General features: G+C 42.3%; 18 protein-coding genes. 1 reads left to right on the top strand and 17 read right to left on the bottom strand.

From position 1 onward, the window contains the following. Window positions 1–8: 8 nt before the first annotated feature. Together NYE65_RS14990 and rlmD are read right to left on the bottom strand one after the other, a co-directional pair. The gene (locus NYE65_RS14990) at window positions 9–533 is read right to left on the bottom strand and encodes a YitT family protein (protein WP_445670416.1); all 525 of its coding nucleotides are present in this window, start codon (window positions 531–533) and stop codon (window positions 9–11) included. Window positions 534–1008: 475 nt separating this feature from the next. Continuing rightward, entirely contained in the window at window positions 1009–2379 is a 1371-nt protein-coding gene (gene rlmD, locus NYE65_RS14985; RefSeq protein WP_328176734.1) for a 23S rRNA (uracil(1939)-C(5))-methyltransferase RlmD, read from the bottom strand. Between the two features lie 189 nt (window positions 2380–2568). On the opposite strand from rlmD, the gene NYE65_RS14980 reads away from it, so the two are divergent. Continuing rightward, entirely contained in the window at window positions 2569–2787 is a 219-nt protein-coding gene (locus NYE65_RS14980; protein WP_034306063.1) for a hypothetical protein, read from the top strand. A 43-nt stretch (window positions 2788–2830) separates the two neighbouring features. Here NYE65_RS14980 and NYE65_RS14975 read toward each other — a convergent pair whose 3' ends face one another. The 15 genes from NYE65_RS14975 to NYE65_RS14905 form a co-directional block, all read right to left on the bottom strand. Beyond that, window positions 2831–3406, bottom strand: coding sequence for a GNAT family N-acetyltransferase (locus NYE65_RS14975; RefSeq protein ID WP_340861157.1), 576 nt, complete (start codon window positions 3404–3406; stop codon window positions 2831–2833). A gap of 62 nt (window positions 3407–3468) precedes the next feature. Further along, on the bottom strand, window positions 3469–4383 hold the full coding sequence (locus tag NYE65_RS14970; RefSeq protein WP_034306067.1) for a diacylglycerol kinase: 915 nt from the start codon (window positions 4381–4383) through the stop codon (window positions 3469–3471). Window positions 4384–4563: 180 nt separating this feature from the next. Beyond that, on the bottom strand, window positions 4564–5490 hold the full coding sequence (locus NYE65_RS14965) for a hypothetical protein (RefSeq protein WP_340861156.1): 927 nt from the start codon (window positions 5488–5490) through the stop codon (window positions 4564–4566). Then, window positions 5487–6557 (bottom strand): hypothetical protein, encoded by a 1071-nt coding sequence (locus tag NYE65_RS14960; protein WP_340861155.1) that lies wholly within the window; start codon window positions 6555–6557, stop codon window positions 5487–5489. Before NYE65_RS14960 ends, NYE65_RS14965 begins: the two co-directional genes overlap by 4 nt. Beyond that, window positions 6550–7017, bottom strand: coding sequence for a hypothetical protein (locus NYE65_RS14955; RefSeq protein WP_187050405.1), 468 nt, complete (start codon window positions 7015–7017; stop codon window positions 6550–6552). Before NYE65_RS14955 ends, NYE65_RS14960 begins: the two co-directional genes overlap by 8 nt. Continuing rightward, window positions 7014–7556 (bottom strand): RNA polymerase sigma factor, encoded by a 543-nt coding sequence (locus tag NYE65_RS14950; protein ID WP_235568396.1) that lies wholly within the window; start codon window positions 7554–7556, stop codon window positions 7014–7016. Before NYE65_RS14950 ends, NYE65_RS14955 begins: the two co-directional genes overlap by 4 nt. A 153-nt stretch (window positions 7557–7709) precedes the next feature. Next, on the bottom strand, window positions 7710–9137 hold the full coding sequence (gatB, locus tag NYE65_RS14945; RefSeq protein WP_340861154.1) for an Asp-tRNA(Asn)/Glu-tRNA(Gln) amidotransferase subunit GatB: 1428 nt from the start codon (window positions 9135–9137) through the stop codon (window positions 7710–7712). A 12-nt stretch (window positions 9138–9149) separates the two neighbouring features. Continuing rightward, window positions 9150–10610 carry an Asp-tRNA(Asn)/Glu-tRNA(Gln) amidotransferase subunit GatA gene (gene gatA, locus NYE65_RS14940; protein WP_340861153.1) on the bottom strand — a complete coding sequence of 487 codons (1461 nt, stop codon included), beginning with the start codon at window positions 10608–10610 and terminating at the stop codon, window positions 9150–9152. Between the two features lie 12 nt (window positions 10611–10622). Next, entirely contained in the window at window positions 10623–10913 is a 291-nt protein-coding gene (gene gatC, locus NYE65_RS14935; RefSeq protein ID WP_034306082.1) for an Asp-tRNA(Asn)/Glu-tRNA(Gln) amidotransferase subunit GatC, read from the bottom strand. A 370-nt stretch (window positions 10914–11283) separates the two neighbouring features. Beyond that, a complete protein-coding gene (locus NYE65_RS14930) occupies window positions 11284–12453 on the bottom strand; it encodes a CamS family sex pheromone protein (protein WP_340861152.1) in 1170 nt (389 codons plus the stop codon). A gap of 11 nt (window positions 12454–12464) precedes the next feature. Continuing rightward, window positions 12465–14471: an NAD-dependent DNA ligase LigA gene (gene ligA, locus NYE65_RS14925; RefSeq protein ID WP_340861151.1), complete on the bottom strand. Its 2007-nt coding sequence runs from the start codon at window positions 14469–14471 to the stop codon at window positions 12465–12467. A 103-nt stretch (window positions 14472–14574) separates the two neighbouring features. Further along, window positions 14575–16821, bottom strand: coding sequence for a DNA helicase PcrA (gene pcrA, locus NYE65_RS14920; RefSeq protein WP_034306090.1), 2247 nt, complete (start codon window positions 16819–16821; stop codon window positions 14575–14577). A gap of 61 nt (window positions 16822–16882) precedes the next feature. Continuing rightward, window positions 16883–17566 (bottom strand): heptaprenylglyceryl phosphate synthase, encoded by a 684-nt coding sequence (locus tag NYE65_RS14915; protein ID WP_096338804.1) that lies wholly within the window; start codon window positions 17564–17566, stop codon window positions 16883–16885. A gap of 220 nt (window positions 17567–17786) precedes the next feature. Then, window positions 17787–18101, bottom strand: a complete 315-nt coding sequence (locus NYE65_RS14910; protein WP_034306094.1) for a YerC/YecD family TrpR-related protein — start codon at window positions 18099–18101, stop codon at window positions 17787–17789. Between the two features lie 26 nt (window positions 18102–18127). Beyond that, complete coding sequence (locus NYE65_RS14905; protein ID WP_340861150.1) at window positions 18128–19165, bottom strand: DUF3048 domain-containing protein; 1038 nt, start codon at window positions 19163–19165, stop codon at window positions 18128–18130. Window positions 19166–19168: the final 3 nt, after the last annotated feature.

The following is a 19168-nucleotide window of genomic DNA, read 5'->3' as shown; positions in this document are numbered from 1 at the left end:
TTATATATTCATTCCCTCACTTTCATAAGCGATGTGACCAGTCCAATGATCACGATCGTCACACATGAAAAAAGAAAAATTTCGATACCTAAGGTGAATGCTGCAGCTGAAATGATTAATGTATCTATGACGATAATCGCCAAAGCAATATCCATGGAGGTGGATTTTGAGATGATTTTGGCTAGCATATCCGTCCCCCCGCTGCTTGTCTCAAATCGAAGCATGAGTCCTATGCCCATCCCAATGATGACACCGCCAATCAAGGAGCTTGTCAGTATTGAAATGGAAAAAACCTTTTTCAATGGATTAAGCCAATCCATAAAAAGGGATGTCAAAAGCAATCCGTGAACGCTGCTATAGAAAAAAGGGCGTTCATAATACCAGGCATATAAAAATATAGGAATGCTAAGGACCAACATGGATAGTCCCGTTTGAAAACTAAAGAAATAATGAAGGATGAGTGCAATCCCAATTACGCCGCCATCTATTAAATGATGAGGAACCAAAAATCCATTTATTCCAATACCTACCAAAAAGCTACCAACAATGACAGCCACCGCTTTTTGAAAATTAATAAGATCACCTTGCCTCCCAATCCATATATTTCTTAATATATGTCCAAGTCAGAGCGTCAAGAATAATCATGCAAAAAAAAAATCCCCCTCCCTTTTCTTCAATTTAACTACGTGAATAAGGTCCCAGTCATTTAGACCGGGACCAACAGTTCGTTGACAAAGGTTCGGGAACCTATCTTTCTTCAAATATTCTCCCGAAACAACCTGACCCAAAGCAGCCCTGCAACTCCTTTAGGCATGGCTCCTTTCTAACTCTGTTGTAACTAAGTTGATTGGAGAGACTCCTGCGGGAAAAGCGCGCCTAGTGAAACCCCTCAGGCGCATGCCGAGGGACGACCGCCCGCGGAGAGCGAGTGTGTGGATCGGAAGTCAATCCATATTGTACAAACATAAAAAATGCGGACCCAGTCAATTAGACCGGGCCCACATTCAATCATTTCAACTCTAATAACACTACATTTTCAACATGTGTCGTCATTGGGAACATATCGACAGGCTGGATATCAACTGCTTTATATCCGCCTTCTTCCAAGATATGAAGATCACGCGCTAGAGTGCCTGGGTTGCATGATACGTATACGACTTTATTAGGCTTCATCTCGATGATCGTATTCAGAAGGGATTCTTCACAACCTTTGCGTGGCGGATCCACCACGATGACATCAGCAGTGTTGCCCTTTTGATACCATTCAGCAATAACGTTACCTGCATCGCCGACCATGAATTCTGCATTTGAGATTTCATTCAATTCAGCGTTGCGCCGTGCGTCTTCGATCGCTTCTTCGACCACTTCGACACCGATTACTTTTTTCGCTTTTTTAGCTAAAAATAATGAGATGGTCCCAATGCCGCAATAGGCATCTATCACCGTTTCTTCACCAGTCAGCCCTGCATAGTCAAGAGCTTTATCATAAAGGACTTTCGTTTGATCTGGATTGATTTGGTAGAAGGATTTTGCTGATATAGCAAATTTCACATCACCGATCATATCATGTATCACTTCGTTGCCCCATAGCACAGTCATTTTATCGCCTAAGATAACATTCGTTTTCTTGGAATTCACGTTTTGAACGATGGATTTAACTTGTGGAAGACGTTCAACGATTTCCTTCACTATGGTTTCGATGAAAGGGATACTTTTCGTTCTAGTAACAAGAACAATCATTAATTCCCCTGTTTGCTTGCCATAACGAGCCATGATGTGCCGCAATACACCTTTATGTGCCTCTTCATTGTAAGCGGGGATACCAAGTTTACTGAAAATCTCTTTAACGACTTGAACGGCTTCATTAATCACTTCATTTTGGATAATGCTTTCTTTCGTTTCAACGATTTCATGTGTCCGCGGTTTGAAGAACCCTGCTATTAGCTTGCCATCCTTTTCACCAACAGGCACTTGCGCTTTATTGCGATAATGGGTTGGATTCTCCATCCCGATGATCGGATGAACCTTCACATCCTCAAGTTTCCCAATGCGTGTCATCACTTCACGTACTTGCTTTTCCTTGAATTCCAACTGTCCTTCATAGCTCATATGCTGCAGCTGACAACCACCATACTTATGGTAGTCTTCAGTCGTGACCTCAACCCGGTATGGACTGTTTTCGATAATCTCCATCAAGCGTCCGAAGCCATAACCCTTATTAGCCTTCATCACTTTGATTTTTGCTTTTTCACCTGGAAGGGCGCCCTGAACAAAGATCGGGTAGCCATCGACTTTAGCGACGCCAGCTCCTTCATGTGTTAAATCTTCAAATAAAACCTCTACTATATCATTTTTAGCAACTGGTGCTGTTTTTTTCATATCATCTTCTCTTTTCTTTTTTATGCTAGCCTGTATTTTACCACAATAGAGGCCTTGCCACAAAACCACTCACCAATTTACCCTGGTTTTCATAAAAATATAGTGGAAGGAATTACGGATTTTTCATAGTTCCATGAATAAAAGTTCAATAAAAAAAGAAAAATAAGGAAAAACAAAAGAGGTGAGGAAATGGGTTTATTTAACTCTATATCGGCCTGGAATGCTACAAGGATAGAAAAACATCGAGCGAGTATGGAGGAAAAAGGCCTCTGTCCGGATTGTTACGGACGTGGATACAGCTCCTTCGTACCTACGGAATATCATTTTTCCGATATACACGACTGTCCCGGCTGTAATGGCACCGGAGCTTACGCTGATTGGGCAGCCATGAATGGGCAGCAAATGTAATCGCATACAATACAAACTTCAAAGAACTAAAAAGGACCCCCTGTTAAACAGGAGGTTCTTCTATTTCCTTTACCATATAGCGAAATTCATGGCCGCTAATCGAAATGGTTTTCATTTCTATATATCCTAATCTGCCATAGAGACGATTCGCCGCTTCATTTTCAATTTCAACGACTAAAGAAATTCTTGGATACCCCTTATGTTTAGCGTATTCCTCCACATATTGAATCAGTGCACTGCCAATTCCTCTTCCTTGAAAATTCGGGTCGACGGACACGGTATCCAAATAAAAGTCTCTCATTTCCGCTTCCTTATCGAGCGTAACGCTTGGGTCTTTCATTTTCATCCTTAATTGTTTCACTATCGGTTCATCCAAGCTCTCGGCATCCTTGCCATGGTAAGCAATGATCAATCCAGATACTTGTCCATCATGTTCACTGACAAGCGTATTTTCATAGCTGACCCGATTCCCACTTTTCCTGAACAAATCGGCAAGAACGGAAAGTATTCTTTCTTCTTCCGTTTCACCTGTCAAAACCTCTGCAATTTCCTTAATCGCTAACCGGGTCAGTATCGCTGCCTTGTCCGCATCCTCCGGTGTCGCTTTCCTGATATACATGTTGCAATTCTCCTTGCCTTCATTAAACTGAAAAGGCCACCAGATTCAGTGGCCTTTTCACCCTATTTATTTGCCGGATCATCCGGCAGTAGTCCTTGCGGGATGAATACATCAAAATGACGGTACTGATTTACGAATTCAGCTGGGGCCATCCCGCCAAATTCCCCATCCAAATTGAGCATCATATCCTTTTTGGCCTGTACTTTAATTCGATTGGCTTTTTCATAAATGACATTTTTATCATGGATATGCTCACCGCGCATTGCCAATGTTGCGACACGGACAATATCAGCCAGGTTTGCCTTTTTTAAAATAAGCAACGTGAACATACCATCATTCAAAGAGGCGTCAGGGGCCAGTTTCTCGAAGCCGCCGACCGAATTCGTGTTAGCCACCAAGAAAAGCATGATCTCCCCTTCAAAAAGCTTTCCATCATATTCAATAGAAACTTCCGTCGGCTTAATTGAAGGAAGCATTTCAATTCCTTTAATATAGTACGCTAGCTGACCGAGCATCGTTTTCAGCTTGATCGGCACATCGTAGGTCAATTCGGTCAATCTGCCCCCGCCAGCAATATTGATAAAATACTTATCGTTCATTTTCCCGATGTCGATCGGCATCGTATGCCCGCCGGCAATAATTTCGGCTGCCCCTTCGATCGACTTCGGTAAATGCAGCGCCCGGGCGAAATCATTGGTCGTTCCCGTCGGGATGATTCCTAGTTTCGGACGTTTCTCTGCAGTGGCCAGTCCATTAACAACCTCATAAATCGTACCGTCGCCCCCTGCTGCAATAACTACCTCATAGCCGCGTTCAATCGCTATCTTTGCCGCTTTCGTCGCATCCCCAGCACCAGTCGTCGCATGTGCAGAAGCTTCATAACCAGCTTCTTCAAGCTTCGCTAGCACACCTGGCAGGCTCTTCTTAATGGCTTCCCGGCCCGAAGTCGGGTTGTAAATCAACCTTGCTCTTTTCATTTCCCATCATCCTTATACATATTGATTCCATAATTTACATCTTAATCCTTCATTACATGAAAAGCAATATTCGAAAAAAAGAGGACCGTATTTCGGTCCATATCTTTTACATTTTACTAGAAATCTTATCAGGGAAAATTATAATGCTTTTTACAATTTTATTCTAGTAAATGATTTCAATCATGGATATTGAACGTTCACGTTAAATGTATCGGTAACCGTTAAAGTATGTTTCCCATCACCATTATTGAATATCCCATTCTTTTTTACAATGCCTTCATCACTTGTTCCTTTTTTCACTTCAGTCATCTTCCAGCCACTCTCGGGGCCTTCAAGTTCCTCGACCCCTCTAGCATCTATCTTGATATCACTATTATCCTGAAGGACTATACTTAGATTTCCGCTGTCCTTCACACTCCAGTCATTCAAGAGCTTTCTAGGCTTCAAGACAAGATCGGTACTTTGACCGTCTATCTCCACTGCCAACTCAGCAGGGATTATAAGGGTTGCCTTAAGATTCCTTGTACCACTGTCCAAAAGTCCATTTTGACTCGGTAAATCCTTGAAGCTAATATAAAGAGTATCACCATTTCTTTCAACAAGTAAATAATCTTCCGCATTGTTCAACAATGAATCATCATCTTCCATTACCCGCTCACCATATGTTCCAAAAACGGAAACTTCTTCGGCCTTACCACTTTCAATTGTCAATGGGTATGAACCAGTGTCTAGGACAACTCTCTGTATGCCCTTTCCTGCCTTTTGATTGAAACCAGGCAAATTGACCGTTTTCTCTTCACTATTAACGGCAGCCCTAACTTGATCCAACAATCCGCTGGATGTAAGCAGAATTAAAACTATTCCCGTCGTTCCAAGCAATCCAACGAAAAGAATGCTAAGAATATCATATTTTACAAAAGAACTTTCTTTTCTGGAAAAATAAATATAGAAGAGAATCTCTGTACCCAAGATCATGAGCAGCAACGGCCACCATGATAGCAGAATCGTCGTCAAATTCATATCCAAAGTTTGAGAAACGAGTAAAACAAAACCCAAACCAACCAGGGAGATTCCCATTGAAATCGTTCCGACTCTCCATGTTCTCATTTTGTCTCCTCCTTGACGCTCCCTTTTTTACTTCCCGACAGCAATTTGATTCCTCCGCCTATTAGAAGGATGCATACAAGGCCTTTTTGAAAATAATCCCTAAACCAATATTCCAAGTTGCTTCCAATCCATTCATCTAAATGGGGAGCGATGGCCGGGACGATCATATTACTGGCCAAGAAATAGATTCCAATTCCCACCAAACCCGATCCTAACCATTTTTGATGATTGACCATTCCCGAAATGATGGGCGTATCTTCTACTGGACCCTCTTCCATTTTCGAAGCTTTTTGCAATCCATCAAAAAAACTATAAAACCAGATAATCGGAATAAGGAAGAAGAAGAAACCCAACCGGAGTAAATCCAGTATGTAAATGGCGAATAAAAAGCCGGCCATCAATTGTATCCCGCGTTTTTGCAGCCCCAAATATAAGTGACCTGCACCAGGGAAAATAGCGAATAAAGTCGCGACCGCTTTACTCTTCTTCCCGGATTCCCGTCTCTCCTCGAAATCTTCCAAAACAGTCCGATCGATAAGCTCCTCACCTCTTTGCTTTTTATTCAGCTGTTGAACAGAATCAAAAAAGCTGTAAATCCAGATAACAGGCAATAGTGCCATGAATATTAACAGGCCTTCCATTTGTGTCATCACACTGATGAATATCACCATGATGCCAAAGCCTAAAAAGCTGATGAGAAAAATGAGCCCACGGTTCATGAGGCCTAGCTGAAAATGCCCTAACCCAGGAACGAATGAAAGGATGATTACATAAAACCTTTCCGCTTCCGGCTGATTTGCCATTCCCTCCATATCCTCTTCACTTTTAGGATTCCTCAGTGAGGTGACCACCAAATCAAATATACTGATGAAATAAAACACCATTCCAATAACGGAAAATGCCAGAAACGCATCCGATTGACTGATCAACGAAAGAAAAAGACCTCCAAGCCCCAATCCAGCTGTGGCAAGAAAATAAAATAGCCCTTTATATTGCCTTCCTAGGTAAAAATGTCCGAAACCTGGCAGAAAGGATAATAAAAAAGCTAATACCGGACCTTTATTCATTTCTAAACCCCTCCTTATTTTTCTTTTCGATTGTATCCATCCAAGTAAATGTTTTATCAATAAGGTCCTCGGTCAAGGACTGCGTTTTCTTATCACTGCTTGATTCCACAGAATCCACGTATTCTGTCAATGATTGAAATACCCCGCCTGCCATTAATAAAATCGTAAATCCGGCCGCAATCAGGTAATGTCTTGTGATTGTCCGAAGCGACTTCTCTTTTCGGTGTGGCCAAGACTCTTCAACAGAGCCACCTTTCAATCGGCTAATCGAGTCCATGACTGGACCTGCAATATCAAATCCTTCAAGGTCCAGACTTGTTTCTTCTTTTTCCATCGCTTCCATATAGACGGACAAACACTTGTCACAGGAGTATAGATGATTTTCATATTCAATTTTTAAAGCCTCTGGTATTTCATCTGCCAAATATGCAACCCATTGTGCCTCTGAAACATGATTCATGAAAAATCCTCCTCTTTCCAATGTTTTCTCATCCAATTTCTTGCCCGATATAGTTTTACTTCCACAGATTTCACTTGAATCTGCTGTTCCTCTGCAATTTGCTTGAATGTCTTTTCCTTTATGTAATAGCCATATACAACGTCTCGATATCCCTCTGGAAGGTCATTCAGCTTCCGTAATACTTGCTTTCGCCTTTCATTCCGAAAAAATACTGCCTCGACATCATCCGTTAAGCCCAAATTAACTTCCGATGAATGTTCGTCCTGTAATTCTTCCTTTTGGCGTTCCCTCTTTCTCTTTAGATCGATTGCATGATTGACGGCAATTCGGGTAATCCAAGTTTTGAAGCCTTGGTTCTTATATTGAGGAAGAGAAGTGTAGATTTTGATAAAGACTTCCTGGGTAACATCTTCTGCATCCTTTTGATTCCGCAAGACGGAATAGACGGTTCTATAAATCGTCTGTTTATAATTTTCAATCAACATTCGGAATGCATGATCATTCCCAGCCCTTACCTTCTCAACTAACTCATCGGACACTTCTCTTCCCCCTTTCCTGATAAACATTCATGTAATAGACGACACAAAAAGGAGTTACCCCTACAGATAACTCAAAATTATTTTTCCGCTTATTATTTTTCTCAGCCTTAATCAAGAGAAAACCGTACCACTTTAAAAGTGATACGGTCAACATTAACGTTTATTGATTTCTTCCACCAAAATTTTATTAACAAGTTGTGGATTGGCTTGTCCTTTTGTCGCTTTCATAATCTGCCCGACAAGGAAGCCGATTGCCTTTTGTTTACCGGCTTTAAAATCTTCAATGGATTGCGGGTTATTATTCAATGCTTCTTCAACGGCTGTACGCAATGCGCCTTCGTCGGAAATTTGGACTAGTCCCTTCTCCTTGACGATCGTTACAGCATCCCCGCCGTTTTCAATCAATTCTTTGAAAACCTTTTTAGCGATTTTAGACGAAATCGTGCCATCTTCAATCAGCTTGATCATTCCAGCCAATGATTCAGAAGTCAATTTGACATCATGCAGCTCTTTGCCTTCTGCATTCAAGAAAGCGGAAACCTCACCCATGATCCAGTTAGATGCTAGTTTTGCATCGGCACCTGAAGCAACTGTCGCTTCAAAGAAATCCGCACTTTCTTTCGTTACCGTTAAAACGGCTGCATCATATTCAGGTAAGCCAAATTCTTCGACATAGCGTTTTTTCCGGGCATCCGGAAGTTCCGGAATTTCGGCAGCGATACGAGCTTTCCATTCTTCATCAATATGGATAGTCAATAAGTCCGGTTCCGGGAAATAACGGTAATCATCGGAGCCTTCCTTAATTCGCATTAGTACGGTTCTGCCTGTAGCTTCGTCGAACCGGCGAGTTTCCTGTTCGATTATGCCGCCTTCATTCAAGATTTCCGCTTGGCGGATTTCTTCATGCTCCAACCCTTTGCGAACGAAGTTGAATGAATTCAAGTTTTTCAATTCGGTTTTCGTACCGAATTCCTTTTGGCCAACAGGTTTCAAGGAAATGTTAGCATCACAACGGAGTGAGCCTTCTTCCATTTTACAATCGGAAACGCCCGTGTATTGAATGATGGATTTCAGCTTTTCCAAATAAGCATACGCTTCTTCCGGGGAAGTGATATCCGGTTCGGATACGATTTCAACAAGAGGCGTACCTTGGCGGTTATAATCGCAAAGCGAATAGTTCCCTTTATGTGTCAGCTTTCCAGCATCCTCTTCCATATGAATGCGGGTAATGCCAATTTTCTTTTTCTTGCCGCCCACTTCGATTTCAATCCAACCATGTTCACCGATCGGTTGATCGAACTGTGAAATTTGGTATGCTTTAGGATTATCCGGGTAAAAATAGTTTTTCCGGTCGAATTTCGTAACTTCCGCCACTTCGCAATTCAGGGCAATTGCAGCCTTCATTGCAAAATCAACAGCCTTTTTATTGACGACAGGCAATACACCTGGGTAGCCTAGGTCAATTACAGTCGTGTTACTATTTGGAGCGGCACCAAAATGATTTGGGCTCGCTGAGAAAATTTTAGAATCCGTTTTTAATTCTACGTGTACTTCTAGACCAATCACCGTTTCAAAGTCCATTATTTTCACCCCTTACAGCTTAGGAAATTGTTTATGAAAATCTGTTGCTTGCTCAAATGCGTGAGCCGCGCGGTAAATCGTGCTTTCATCAAAATGCTTCCCAATCATTTGCAGTCCAAGCGGAAGACCATTCGCTGCGAATCCACATGGCACGGATATACCCGGTACGCCAGCAAGATTGACTGGAATCGTCAGGATATCATTCGCATACATCGTTAATGGATCGTCGACTTTTTCACCAATTTTAAATGCAGACGTAGGTGTAGTCGGCCCAACGATGACATCGTATTTTTCAAAGACATCTTCAAAGTCTTTTTTGATTAATGTACGTACTTTTTGAGCCTTTTTATAATAAGCATCATAATAACCGGAACTTAAGGAGAACGTTCCAAGCATGATACGGCGTTTCACTTCGTCACCGAATCCTTCTGCACGGGTTTGCTTATACATTTCTATAAGAGTTTCTGCATTATCTGTCCGATGTCCGTAACGAACACCGTCAAAACGTGAAAGGTTAGCCGAAGCTTCCGATGAAGATAGCAGATAATAGGCAGCTAAAGCATATTTGGAATGCGGCAAGGAAACCTCTTCCCATTGAGCTCCAAGACCCTCTAGTACTTTTAACGCTTCAAGTACGGAATTACGTGCTTCTTCACCAACGCCTTCACCAAGGTATTCTTTAGGCACAGCTATTTTCAATCCTCTTACATCGCCTGTTAATGAATTCACAAAATTCGGCACGTCAACATTAGCAGAGGTCGAATCCATTGGATCTACTCCGGAGATCGCTTCAAGCAAATAAGCGTTATCTTCAACAGTTCTTGTAACAGGTCCGATTTGGTCCAATGAAGACGCAAATGCTACAAGTCCGAATCGGGAAACCCGTCCATATGTAGGTTTTAAGCCGACGACTCCACAATATGCCGCTGGTTGGCGGATCGATCCACCCGTATCGGAACCTAAAGAGAATAGGACTTCCCCGGAAGCGACAGATGCAGCTGAACCACCCGAAGAACCGCCTGGCACATATTCCGTATTCCAAGGGTTGCGTGTTGCTTGAAATGCTGAGTTCTCATTGGAAGAACCCATCGCAAACTCATCCATATTCAATTTACCGATCGTAACCGTTTCTGCCTTCTGTAGCTTTTGAACAACGGTTGCATCATAGATTGGATCAAAGTTCTCCAAAATTTTGCTCGCGCAAGTCGTACGCAAATTTTTAGTGACAATATTATCCTTCACTCCGATTGGCATACCAAATAAAGCGCCTTCGTTCTCGCCTTTTACCAATTGATCATCCAAACGTTTTGCTTGATTGCGGGCGTTTTCTTCATCAAGTGTCAAAAATGCCTTCACCTTGTCCTCTACCTGTCCGATTCGCTTGTACGATTCGTCAACAAGATCAGTGACACTTATCTCTTTCTTATGTAATCGTTCATGAAGCTCAGAAACCTTTTGTTCGAACAACGACATCATTGTCCCTCCTTATTCAATTATTGATGGTACACGGATATATCCTTCTTTGCTATCCGGTGCATTTTTAACTACTTCTTCCACTGGCAATCCTGGTTTTGCGACATCTTCGCGCATAACATTCTTCATATCCAAAACGTGAGAAGTCGGGTTTACTTGATCCGTATCAAGCTCATTCAACTGCTCCGCGAATGAAATCATTTGGTCAAGCTGATGCTGAAACTGTTTTGCTTCTTCTTCCGTAATGGCCAATCGGGCCAAATGGGCAACGTGTTTAACTTGTTCCATAGAAATACGTGACATTCTCTTCACCTCCGAAAAAATATCCAAATCGACTGAATTTCGTCGCTTTTCTCCATATAATCATCGTTTAAATCATATCAAACTATTGCACAGTAAAGCAACAAGAGATACAATGTCGAAATTCAATTATTTCATAAGGAAAAAGAGATATTTTCCGGGAAATATGGGAAAGTTGCCGGAATTTCCGGGGAAATGACAATAAGGCTTTTAAAATTCGACAAATGTTGCCTTTTTAAAGCACTTGTTCCCTAAGATGGAAGGGTTTACTTTCCATTATATATCTTTGTTCATTGTTAAAGATTATTTTGACATTCACAAGAAATAGATTCCAGTCGAAAAAAGGATGAAGCCGCTAAGCTTCATCCTTTTTTCATTCGTATATATGAACGGTTGGTTCGTCCTGATTCGCTTCACGGACTATGAGCGCTTCAGGTCCATTTACAGACGTAATGGATACCTGTACGGCAATATAGTTCGGGAAACGTTCCATTATGAGCCCAGCAACATATTGGGTAAAGCCTATCGCTTCCGAGTTCCCATAAAATTGAATGGGGATATCGATGTTCAGGCTTTGCAATTGATCATCCATATAGAACGCCCTGCCGATGACTCCGTTAAAGTTAGGGAAGTATTCTTCGACATCTTCTTTAAAGTTCGTGAAAGTATTGACGTCATCACGGTATTTCTTTTCAGCAGCAGAAGAAGGAAATAGGAAATACTCTTCGTCCAAGTTCGTCCATTTCCCAATATTGTTCGAGTTTTTATCGATATTTGTATAGGAAATGAAATTCCCAGGGACTACTGAAGATTTTTCATTTTGCTCGAATAAGGCAATCGTAATCGGAACATTTTTCAGCTTGTCCATTTTACGCAGCCTTTTTAAAACTTCTGCCGCAATTTTTTCCCCTTCTTGCTTTAGCTTTTTACTATCGATTTTATTTTCATAGGTGGCACCGAATGCCTCTTTTTGATAGTAATGCACTGAATTCAACGCAAGACCGATTACAACTCCGCCAAGGCTCACCGAATTATCTTTTGTTTTGACCAAGTAATTATGTTCTAAAATATGAGCAAGATAAATTGGATTTTCTTCATTCCGTTTATCAATGTCACCTTTACCTGGATCAACCGGATTTAAGCCAAGGTTCTCTGAGGCCTTCATCTTCTTTTCTTTCAACTGACTATCGGTATATTTTCTGTTCAGCCAGGAAGATATCTTGGAACTATCTAGCATTTGCCCCTCTTGAAACAGGTAATCTTCCGGGTCGAATTGGGTTTGGGCCAACCGCATCAATCCATTTTCGAACTCTTCAATGTCGTATCTGGTATTTAGATTGGATACGACCAAACCGCGTGCCTTTGATGGTTCAAACGGTAGGATTGTTTGATAATATTCTTCCGAAATTTTATACTTCGGAATAATTGCCGTTTCTTTTTTGTCTTTGGAGTCTTGAACTACCTCTTGCTTATCCTCGAAACTAGGCGCACATCCAGCAAGAAGCAGTATAAGAATCATCCCCAAAATGGAGTGTTTCCTCATTGCTACACCTCTTATTTATTTAGTTCCTCAATCAGTCTCTCTTCATCCCATACCATGACGCCTAGGCTTTCGGCTTTTTCCAGTTTGGAACCGGCATCTTCACCAGCTACGACCAAATCGGTTTTCTTGCTGACACTTCCAGCAACGTTAGCCCCTAGCGCCTCTAATTTCTCTTTAGCTTCGTTACGTGTTAACTGATGCAGTTTTCCCGTTAAAACGACTGTTTTACCGGCAAAAAAAGAGTCGATATCTTCTAAAGCAACAGCTCTTTGCCCTTTGAAAGTAAGATTCACACCAGCTGCATCCAGCTCATTCAATAATGCATGGACTTCTTCCAATTCAAAATAAGCTACGATGGAATCAGCCATCTTATCACCTATTTCATTAATGGCCGTTAGTTCTTCACGGCTCGCCTTGCTTAAGGCTTCCATCGTCCCGAATTCCCTCGCAAGCGTCTTGGCAGCTTTGGAACCAACATGGCGAATACCCAGCCCGAATAGTAATTTTTCCAACGAGTTGGTCTTCGAAGCTTCGATCGCTTGAAGAAGTTTAGTGACGGATTTATCCCCCATCCTTTCCAAAGCAATCAGTTGATCATATGTAAGCTTATAAATATCAGCCACATCTTGTATGAGTTCTTCTTTAAATAACAAGCTAATCACTTTTTCACCAAGACTGTCTATATTCATTGCTGTTCGGGAAACAAAGTGAATCAAACCTTCCCGTATTTGTGCAGGACACTTCGGGTTGATGCAGCGTAAAGCAACCTCCTCGTCCAGCCGGACAAGTTCACTGCTGCACTCAGGGCACTCAGTCGGCATCTGAAACTCGACTTCTTCCCCTGTACGGCGCTCTGCCAGTACATTGACTACCTCTGGAATGATATCGCCCGCTTTTTTCACGACCACTTGATCTCCGATTCTGATGTCCTTTTCACGAATTAAGTCTTCATTGTGAAGTGAAGCTCGCTGCACAGTCGTACCTGCTACCCGGACTGGATCCAAAACTGCGGTTGGGGTCAATACACCCGTACGGCCCACATTCAGCTCGATATCCCTTAGGGTTGTAATGACTTCTTCAGCTGGGAATTTATAAGCAATGGCCCATCGCGGACTTTTTGCAGTAAAACCTAATTCATCCTGCTGTTCAAGGGAATCCACCTTTACGACAATTCCATCAATATCATAGGCTAAGTTTGGACGTTGTTCCGTCCATTCTACTATATAGGCCAGTACTTCCTCTATATTCGAGCATGTTTTTCTTTCCCGGTTCGTCTTAAACCCGAGTCTATCCAATAAATCCAGACCCTCGCTATGGGAACGGACCCCCGTTTCGCCCAAATCGGCAATCGCATAAAGGAAAATATCCAAGTTACGTTTCGCAGCAAGTTTCGGGTCAAGCTGCCTTAACGAGCCCGCAGCTGCATTTCGCGGGTTGGCAAATGGTTCCTCACCGCGTTCTTCCTTAGCCTTGTTTAATGATTCGAATGATTTTTTTGGCATGAAGGCCTCACCGCGCACTTCAATGGCAACTGGCTCCCGCAGCTTCAATGGAATCGATTTGATCGTTTTTAAATTAGCGGTAATATCTTCACCGATCGTTCCATCTCCACGGGTTGCCCCTCTTACGAAATATCCATTTTCATATTGAAGTGTGACGGCAAGTCCATCAATTTTCAATTCACATACATAGGAAAAATCGTCACCTACAGATTGTCTGACCTTTCTGTCGAAATCCCGTAAGTCACTTTCACCGAAGGCATTGCCTAAACTAAGCATCGGTGTGGTATGCTCCACCTTTTCAAACATATCCAAAATGGCGCCACCGACCCGTTGTGTCGGTGAGTCCGCCGTTTGCAGTTCCGGAAATTTCTCCTCATACCCAATAAGTTCACGTAGCAGCCGATCATATTCAGCATCAGGTACTGATGGCTGGTCCATCACATAATATTCATAGCTGTATTGGTTCAATAACGTTTGCAGTTCCAGAACTTTCTTCTCTGCAGCTTGTATGTCCATACGTTCAATCCTTTCTAAAGAAGACTCCACCGCACTTCTGATAGAAGAGCGGTGTCTAAAGTCAGATATCCCTATTCTTTACCAGCAGGAGCATATTAATAGCTTATGCTTTTTCAACTGGTGCAAATTTCGCCAATAGGCGTTTGATGCCGATTGGACTTGGAAAGGCAATATCCAATTCCTTTCCTTCACCTTCCCCTTTTACGCTCACCACGGTTCCTATACCCCATTTTTTATGGGAAGCACGGTCACCGACAGCCCAGCCGATTTCTTCACCGCCCGTTGCGGATGGTGCAGAAACAGCTTTTCCAAAGGCAGGCACTTTTCTTGTTGAAGCCGTTGAAGGAGACCCGGTCCTCGAAGAGCTGAAAGGCGTTTGCCTAGCTCTAGGAGCAGGTTTCGGTTTTAGGTCTTCTAGAAGTTCCTCTGGTATTTCACTGATGAAACGTGAAACGGGATTCATGCTCGTCCGTCCATACAATGTCCGCATTTGGGCATTGCTTATGAATAGTTCATTTTCAGCCCTTGTAATTCCCACATAAGCCAGACGGCGTTCTTCTTCCATCTCCTCTTCATCCATGAGAGAGCGGCTGTGAGGGAAAACCCCTTCTTCAAGGCCCAATAGAAAGACTACCGGATATTCAAGTCCCTTCGCTGAATGCAATGTCATCAACGTTACCGTATTTGTAGCTTCTTCGGTATTCTCGTCAAGTTGGTCTATATCGGCAACCAACGCCAGGTCAGTTAAAAAACCCACCAATGATTTGTCCTCGCTGTTATCTTCGAATGCTTTAGTAACAGATAAAAACTCATCTATATTTTCAAGCCGGCTTTGTGATTCAATCGTTTTTTCTGCCTGCAGCATCTCACGGTAACCGGTTTTCTCGATGACTTCCTCCACAAGTTCCGTCACGGATAAGTACTCCTGCTGATTTGTATAATTAGTGATCAGCGTATGGAATTCCCTTGCCGCTTTGGTGGCCTTCCCGCTTATCCCTGCCATTTCCACAGACTCCAGTGCTTTATATATGGAAACATCATATTGATCTGCATAATCTGCCACTTTGTCCATCGAAGTTGCACCAATTCCGCGTTTTGGCACATTGATTACACGGCGAAGACTAATGTCATCATCAGGGTTCGCAATAAGTCGAAGATAGGCAAGTAAATCCTTAATCTCTTTACGGTCATAGAACTTGGTGCCCCCGACTATTGCATAATTAATATTGGATTTAAGCAGAACTTCCTCCATGACACGTGATTGTGCATTCGTTCTGTAAAGTATTGCTATATCTGAATATTTCCTGCTGCCGTCCTGAACTAACTCATTTATCTTTCCGGCTACGAATTGCGCTTCCCCTTGTTCATTGTCCGCACGGTAATAGAATATCTTATTGCCATCTGCATTCTCGGTCCAAAGATTTTTCGGCTTACGGTTTTGATTGTTATCGATGACCTTATTCGCTGCTGCAAGAATCTTTTTCGTCGAGCGGTAATTCTGTTCAAGGAAAATCATGTTGGCATTAGGATAATCTTTTTCAAATGAAAGGATATTCGCAATATCCGCACCGCGCCAACGATAGATCGATTGATCGGAATCCCCGACAACACAGAGATTACGGAAGCGTGAAGCCAATAATTTAACAAGCATGTATTGAGCCCTGTTTGTATCTTGGTACTCATCAACATGAATGTATTGAAATTTACGCTGATAATATTCAAGCACTTCAGGTACGAGCTGGAACAATTGAATCGTCATCATGATCAAATCATCGAAATCGAGCGCTGAATTTTTGCGCAGCCGTTTTTGATATTCCGTATAAACATCCGCCGTTACTTTAGTGAAGTAATCAGACGCCGTCTTCAGGTACTCTTCCGGCCCGACCAATTCATTTTTCGCTGAACTGATGCTGCCCAAAATGGCACGATAATCATATTTCTTTGTATCCATATTACGGTCTTTCATGATTTGTTTTATGACCGATTGCTGATCCGTCGTATCCAATATCGAGAAGTTCCTATTAAATCCGATACGGTCGATATCTCTTCGTAGAATACGGACACACATCGAGTGGAAAGTCGAAATCCAGATATCTTCGGATGCACCGCCAAGTATGGCACGGATCCTCTCCTTCATCTCACGTGCCGCTTTGTTGGTGAACGTGATTGCAAGGATGTTCCAAGGCGCTATTTCCTTCTCGACCATCAAGTAAGCTATTCGGTGAGTCAGCACACGCGTCTTTCCACTTCCTGCCCCAGCCATGATTAAAAGTGGACCATCTGTTGCTTTCACTGCTTTTTGTTGCTGTTCATTCAAACCAATTAATAATTTTTCCGCTAAATATTGCATTATCACACCACCTATACGAACATTCGTTTCTGTTTTAATATACTATATTTCTTACATGTTTTCATTTAACTGCCGTAACTGTTGCAAGGGCCACTTTCAAATCTTCATAAATCACATTGCCGACAACGATGACATCCGCAATCTTGGACATCTCTTTGGCCTGTTCAACCGATTTTATCCCACCGCCATAGAATAGTATGGTATCTTCCAAACTCTCTTTGGCCGCTTCCACCATCTGGACATCGCCATAATCACCGCTGTATTCCAAATAAAAGATCGGCAGGTTGAACATCTTTTCCGCCATCATCGCGTATGCACCCACATCATCCATATCCAAATCAGTATTGGCTTTCGTCAATTGGGCCGCCTTGCACCCAGGGTTCAGGATACAGTACCCTTCAACGAAAATTTCATCCCAATTCAAAAGGTATCCGTATTCCTTGACTGCTTGCTGATGCAATTTCATCATCCAATCCGGGTTGGCGCTATTCAGGACACTCGGAATGAAATATAAATCAAACCCTGGCGTCACCGTTTCAACTGAAGAAATTTCCATCACACATGGGACCGTATATCGCCTGACACGTGCCATTAAATGAAGTACATTCTCAAGCGTGATACCATCCGTTCCCCCGACCATGATTGCATCAGTACCGGATTCACAGACTTTCTCAAGGGCCTCATCACTTATTTCTTTATTTGGATCGAGTTTGAAAACATGTTTCCACTCGCGAAAATCGTACATTATAATCCTCCATTCACACTTCCCATTACACCATTATAGCATTAAGATTTTTCATTAAAAAAGAGAAGTATCGATAAAATGTTATTACCAAATGGAACCTTTTAATCTAAAATCCAATATAACATGGATACGACTGAAAGACAGCCGGCAATGAGCGTGCTGGACACAAAATAAAAAGCCGGGAAATGAATTCCCCAGCTTTTTATTATAATCGAAAGAATTATGATTCAGTTGTTTCCTCTACGTTATCCTTAATACGGTTCAGAGCCATGGAATAAGCATCATTTCCGTAGTTCAAGCAGCGTTTGACCCTGGAAATCGTAGCCGTGCTTGCACCTGTTTCCGTTTCGATTTTATGATAGGTTTTTCCTTCTTCAAGCATGCGGGCTACTTCAAGACGCTGTGCCAATGATGAAATTTCATTAACTGTGCATAGATCATCAAAAAATCGATAGCATTCGTCCAAATCACGCAAGGAAAGGATCGACTTGAACAGCTGATCCGTTTCTTTTCCTCTTAACTTATCAATTTGCATGTTACTCCCCCTCAATTTCATGGGTATCAAAATGAGACGTCTCCTACTAAACCAGGTTCATCCGGAATAATATTGATCCAAGTTTTCCCTGGAACCAACCCTACCTCTTTATCGTTTTTCACTGGTGTAATACGACCATCCTTATTCACCCATTCTACTTCATTCGCTTTTCCTTTTTGAAGTAAATAACCATTTCCGCCACTTTTCAAGTCGATTTTTCGACGCCCTTTGTCGTCGATCACTTGATGAGCAGCCTCAATGATCAATATATTATCCAGTAAAATAGGTTTATTCGATTTATGCTCGACTGTTTGCTCTCCATTCGAATAACGTTTATATTTCTCTTCCGTGGCTTCGTATTCATACTGTACATCATACTCGTCTGATCCGTAGGAAACCTCGGTTTTCAATGCCGGTTCCCCTTGAAGTCCAGCTGCCTCTTCCTCTGTAAGGAAAGCATAAGGCTTCGGTGCACCATTCAACTCATAACCCTTTTCCTTTGCACCTTTTTCGATATCCTCGAAGGAGGTGTAGGAATTATGCGGTGCTTTTCGATCTGCCGAACGTTGAAACAAAGTACCATCATAATATAATCCGTTCAAGTTATCAATATCCCCTCTGTCCAGCATGGTCTTTGCCTCGGGGCTATACCCATGACAGACATAGATGCAATCAAGGCCTTTAGCCAATTCGATATAATAGTCCCTTGCACTCCGAATCGGACCGATTTGACTAGGCATTTCACTTTGGAAGATAGCTAAAAATCTGGTTATGTCACCTTCTGCGAGCATTTCGTAAACCATATCGGCTTCTGAGAGGCCCGATTGCGGGCGTGCTTCCGGATGATTATTAATCATCACTGCTGCAGCCCTTCGCTCACTGCCTGCTTCGGTGGCTATACCTGTAAGTGGAAACTCATTGGAAGGTTCATTTTTCACATCTGTATTTTTGATGACAGCTTGGTCTTTCGGCTTACTGTCATCCGATGCAGGATCCTCTTTCGTCGAACAGCCTGCCAGCAGTAAAATAGCAATAACGATGAAAAGAACTCTCTTAAAATTCATCTT

The organism is Peribacillus sp. FSL R5-0717, from assembly GCF_038002945.1.
Taxonomy (GTDB): Bacteria; Bacillota; Bacilli; order Bacillales; family DSM-1321; genus Peribacillus; species Peribacillus frigoritolerans.
Note: the sequence above shows the minus strand (reverse complement) of the source record. Positions and strands in the feature narration are given on the sequence as shown.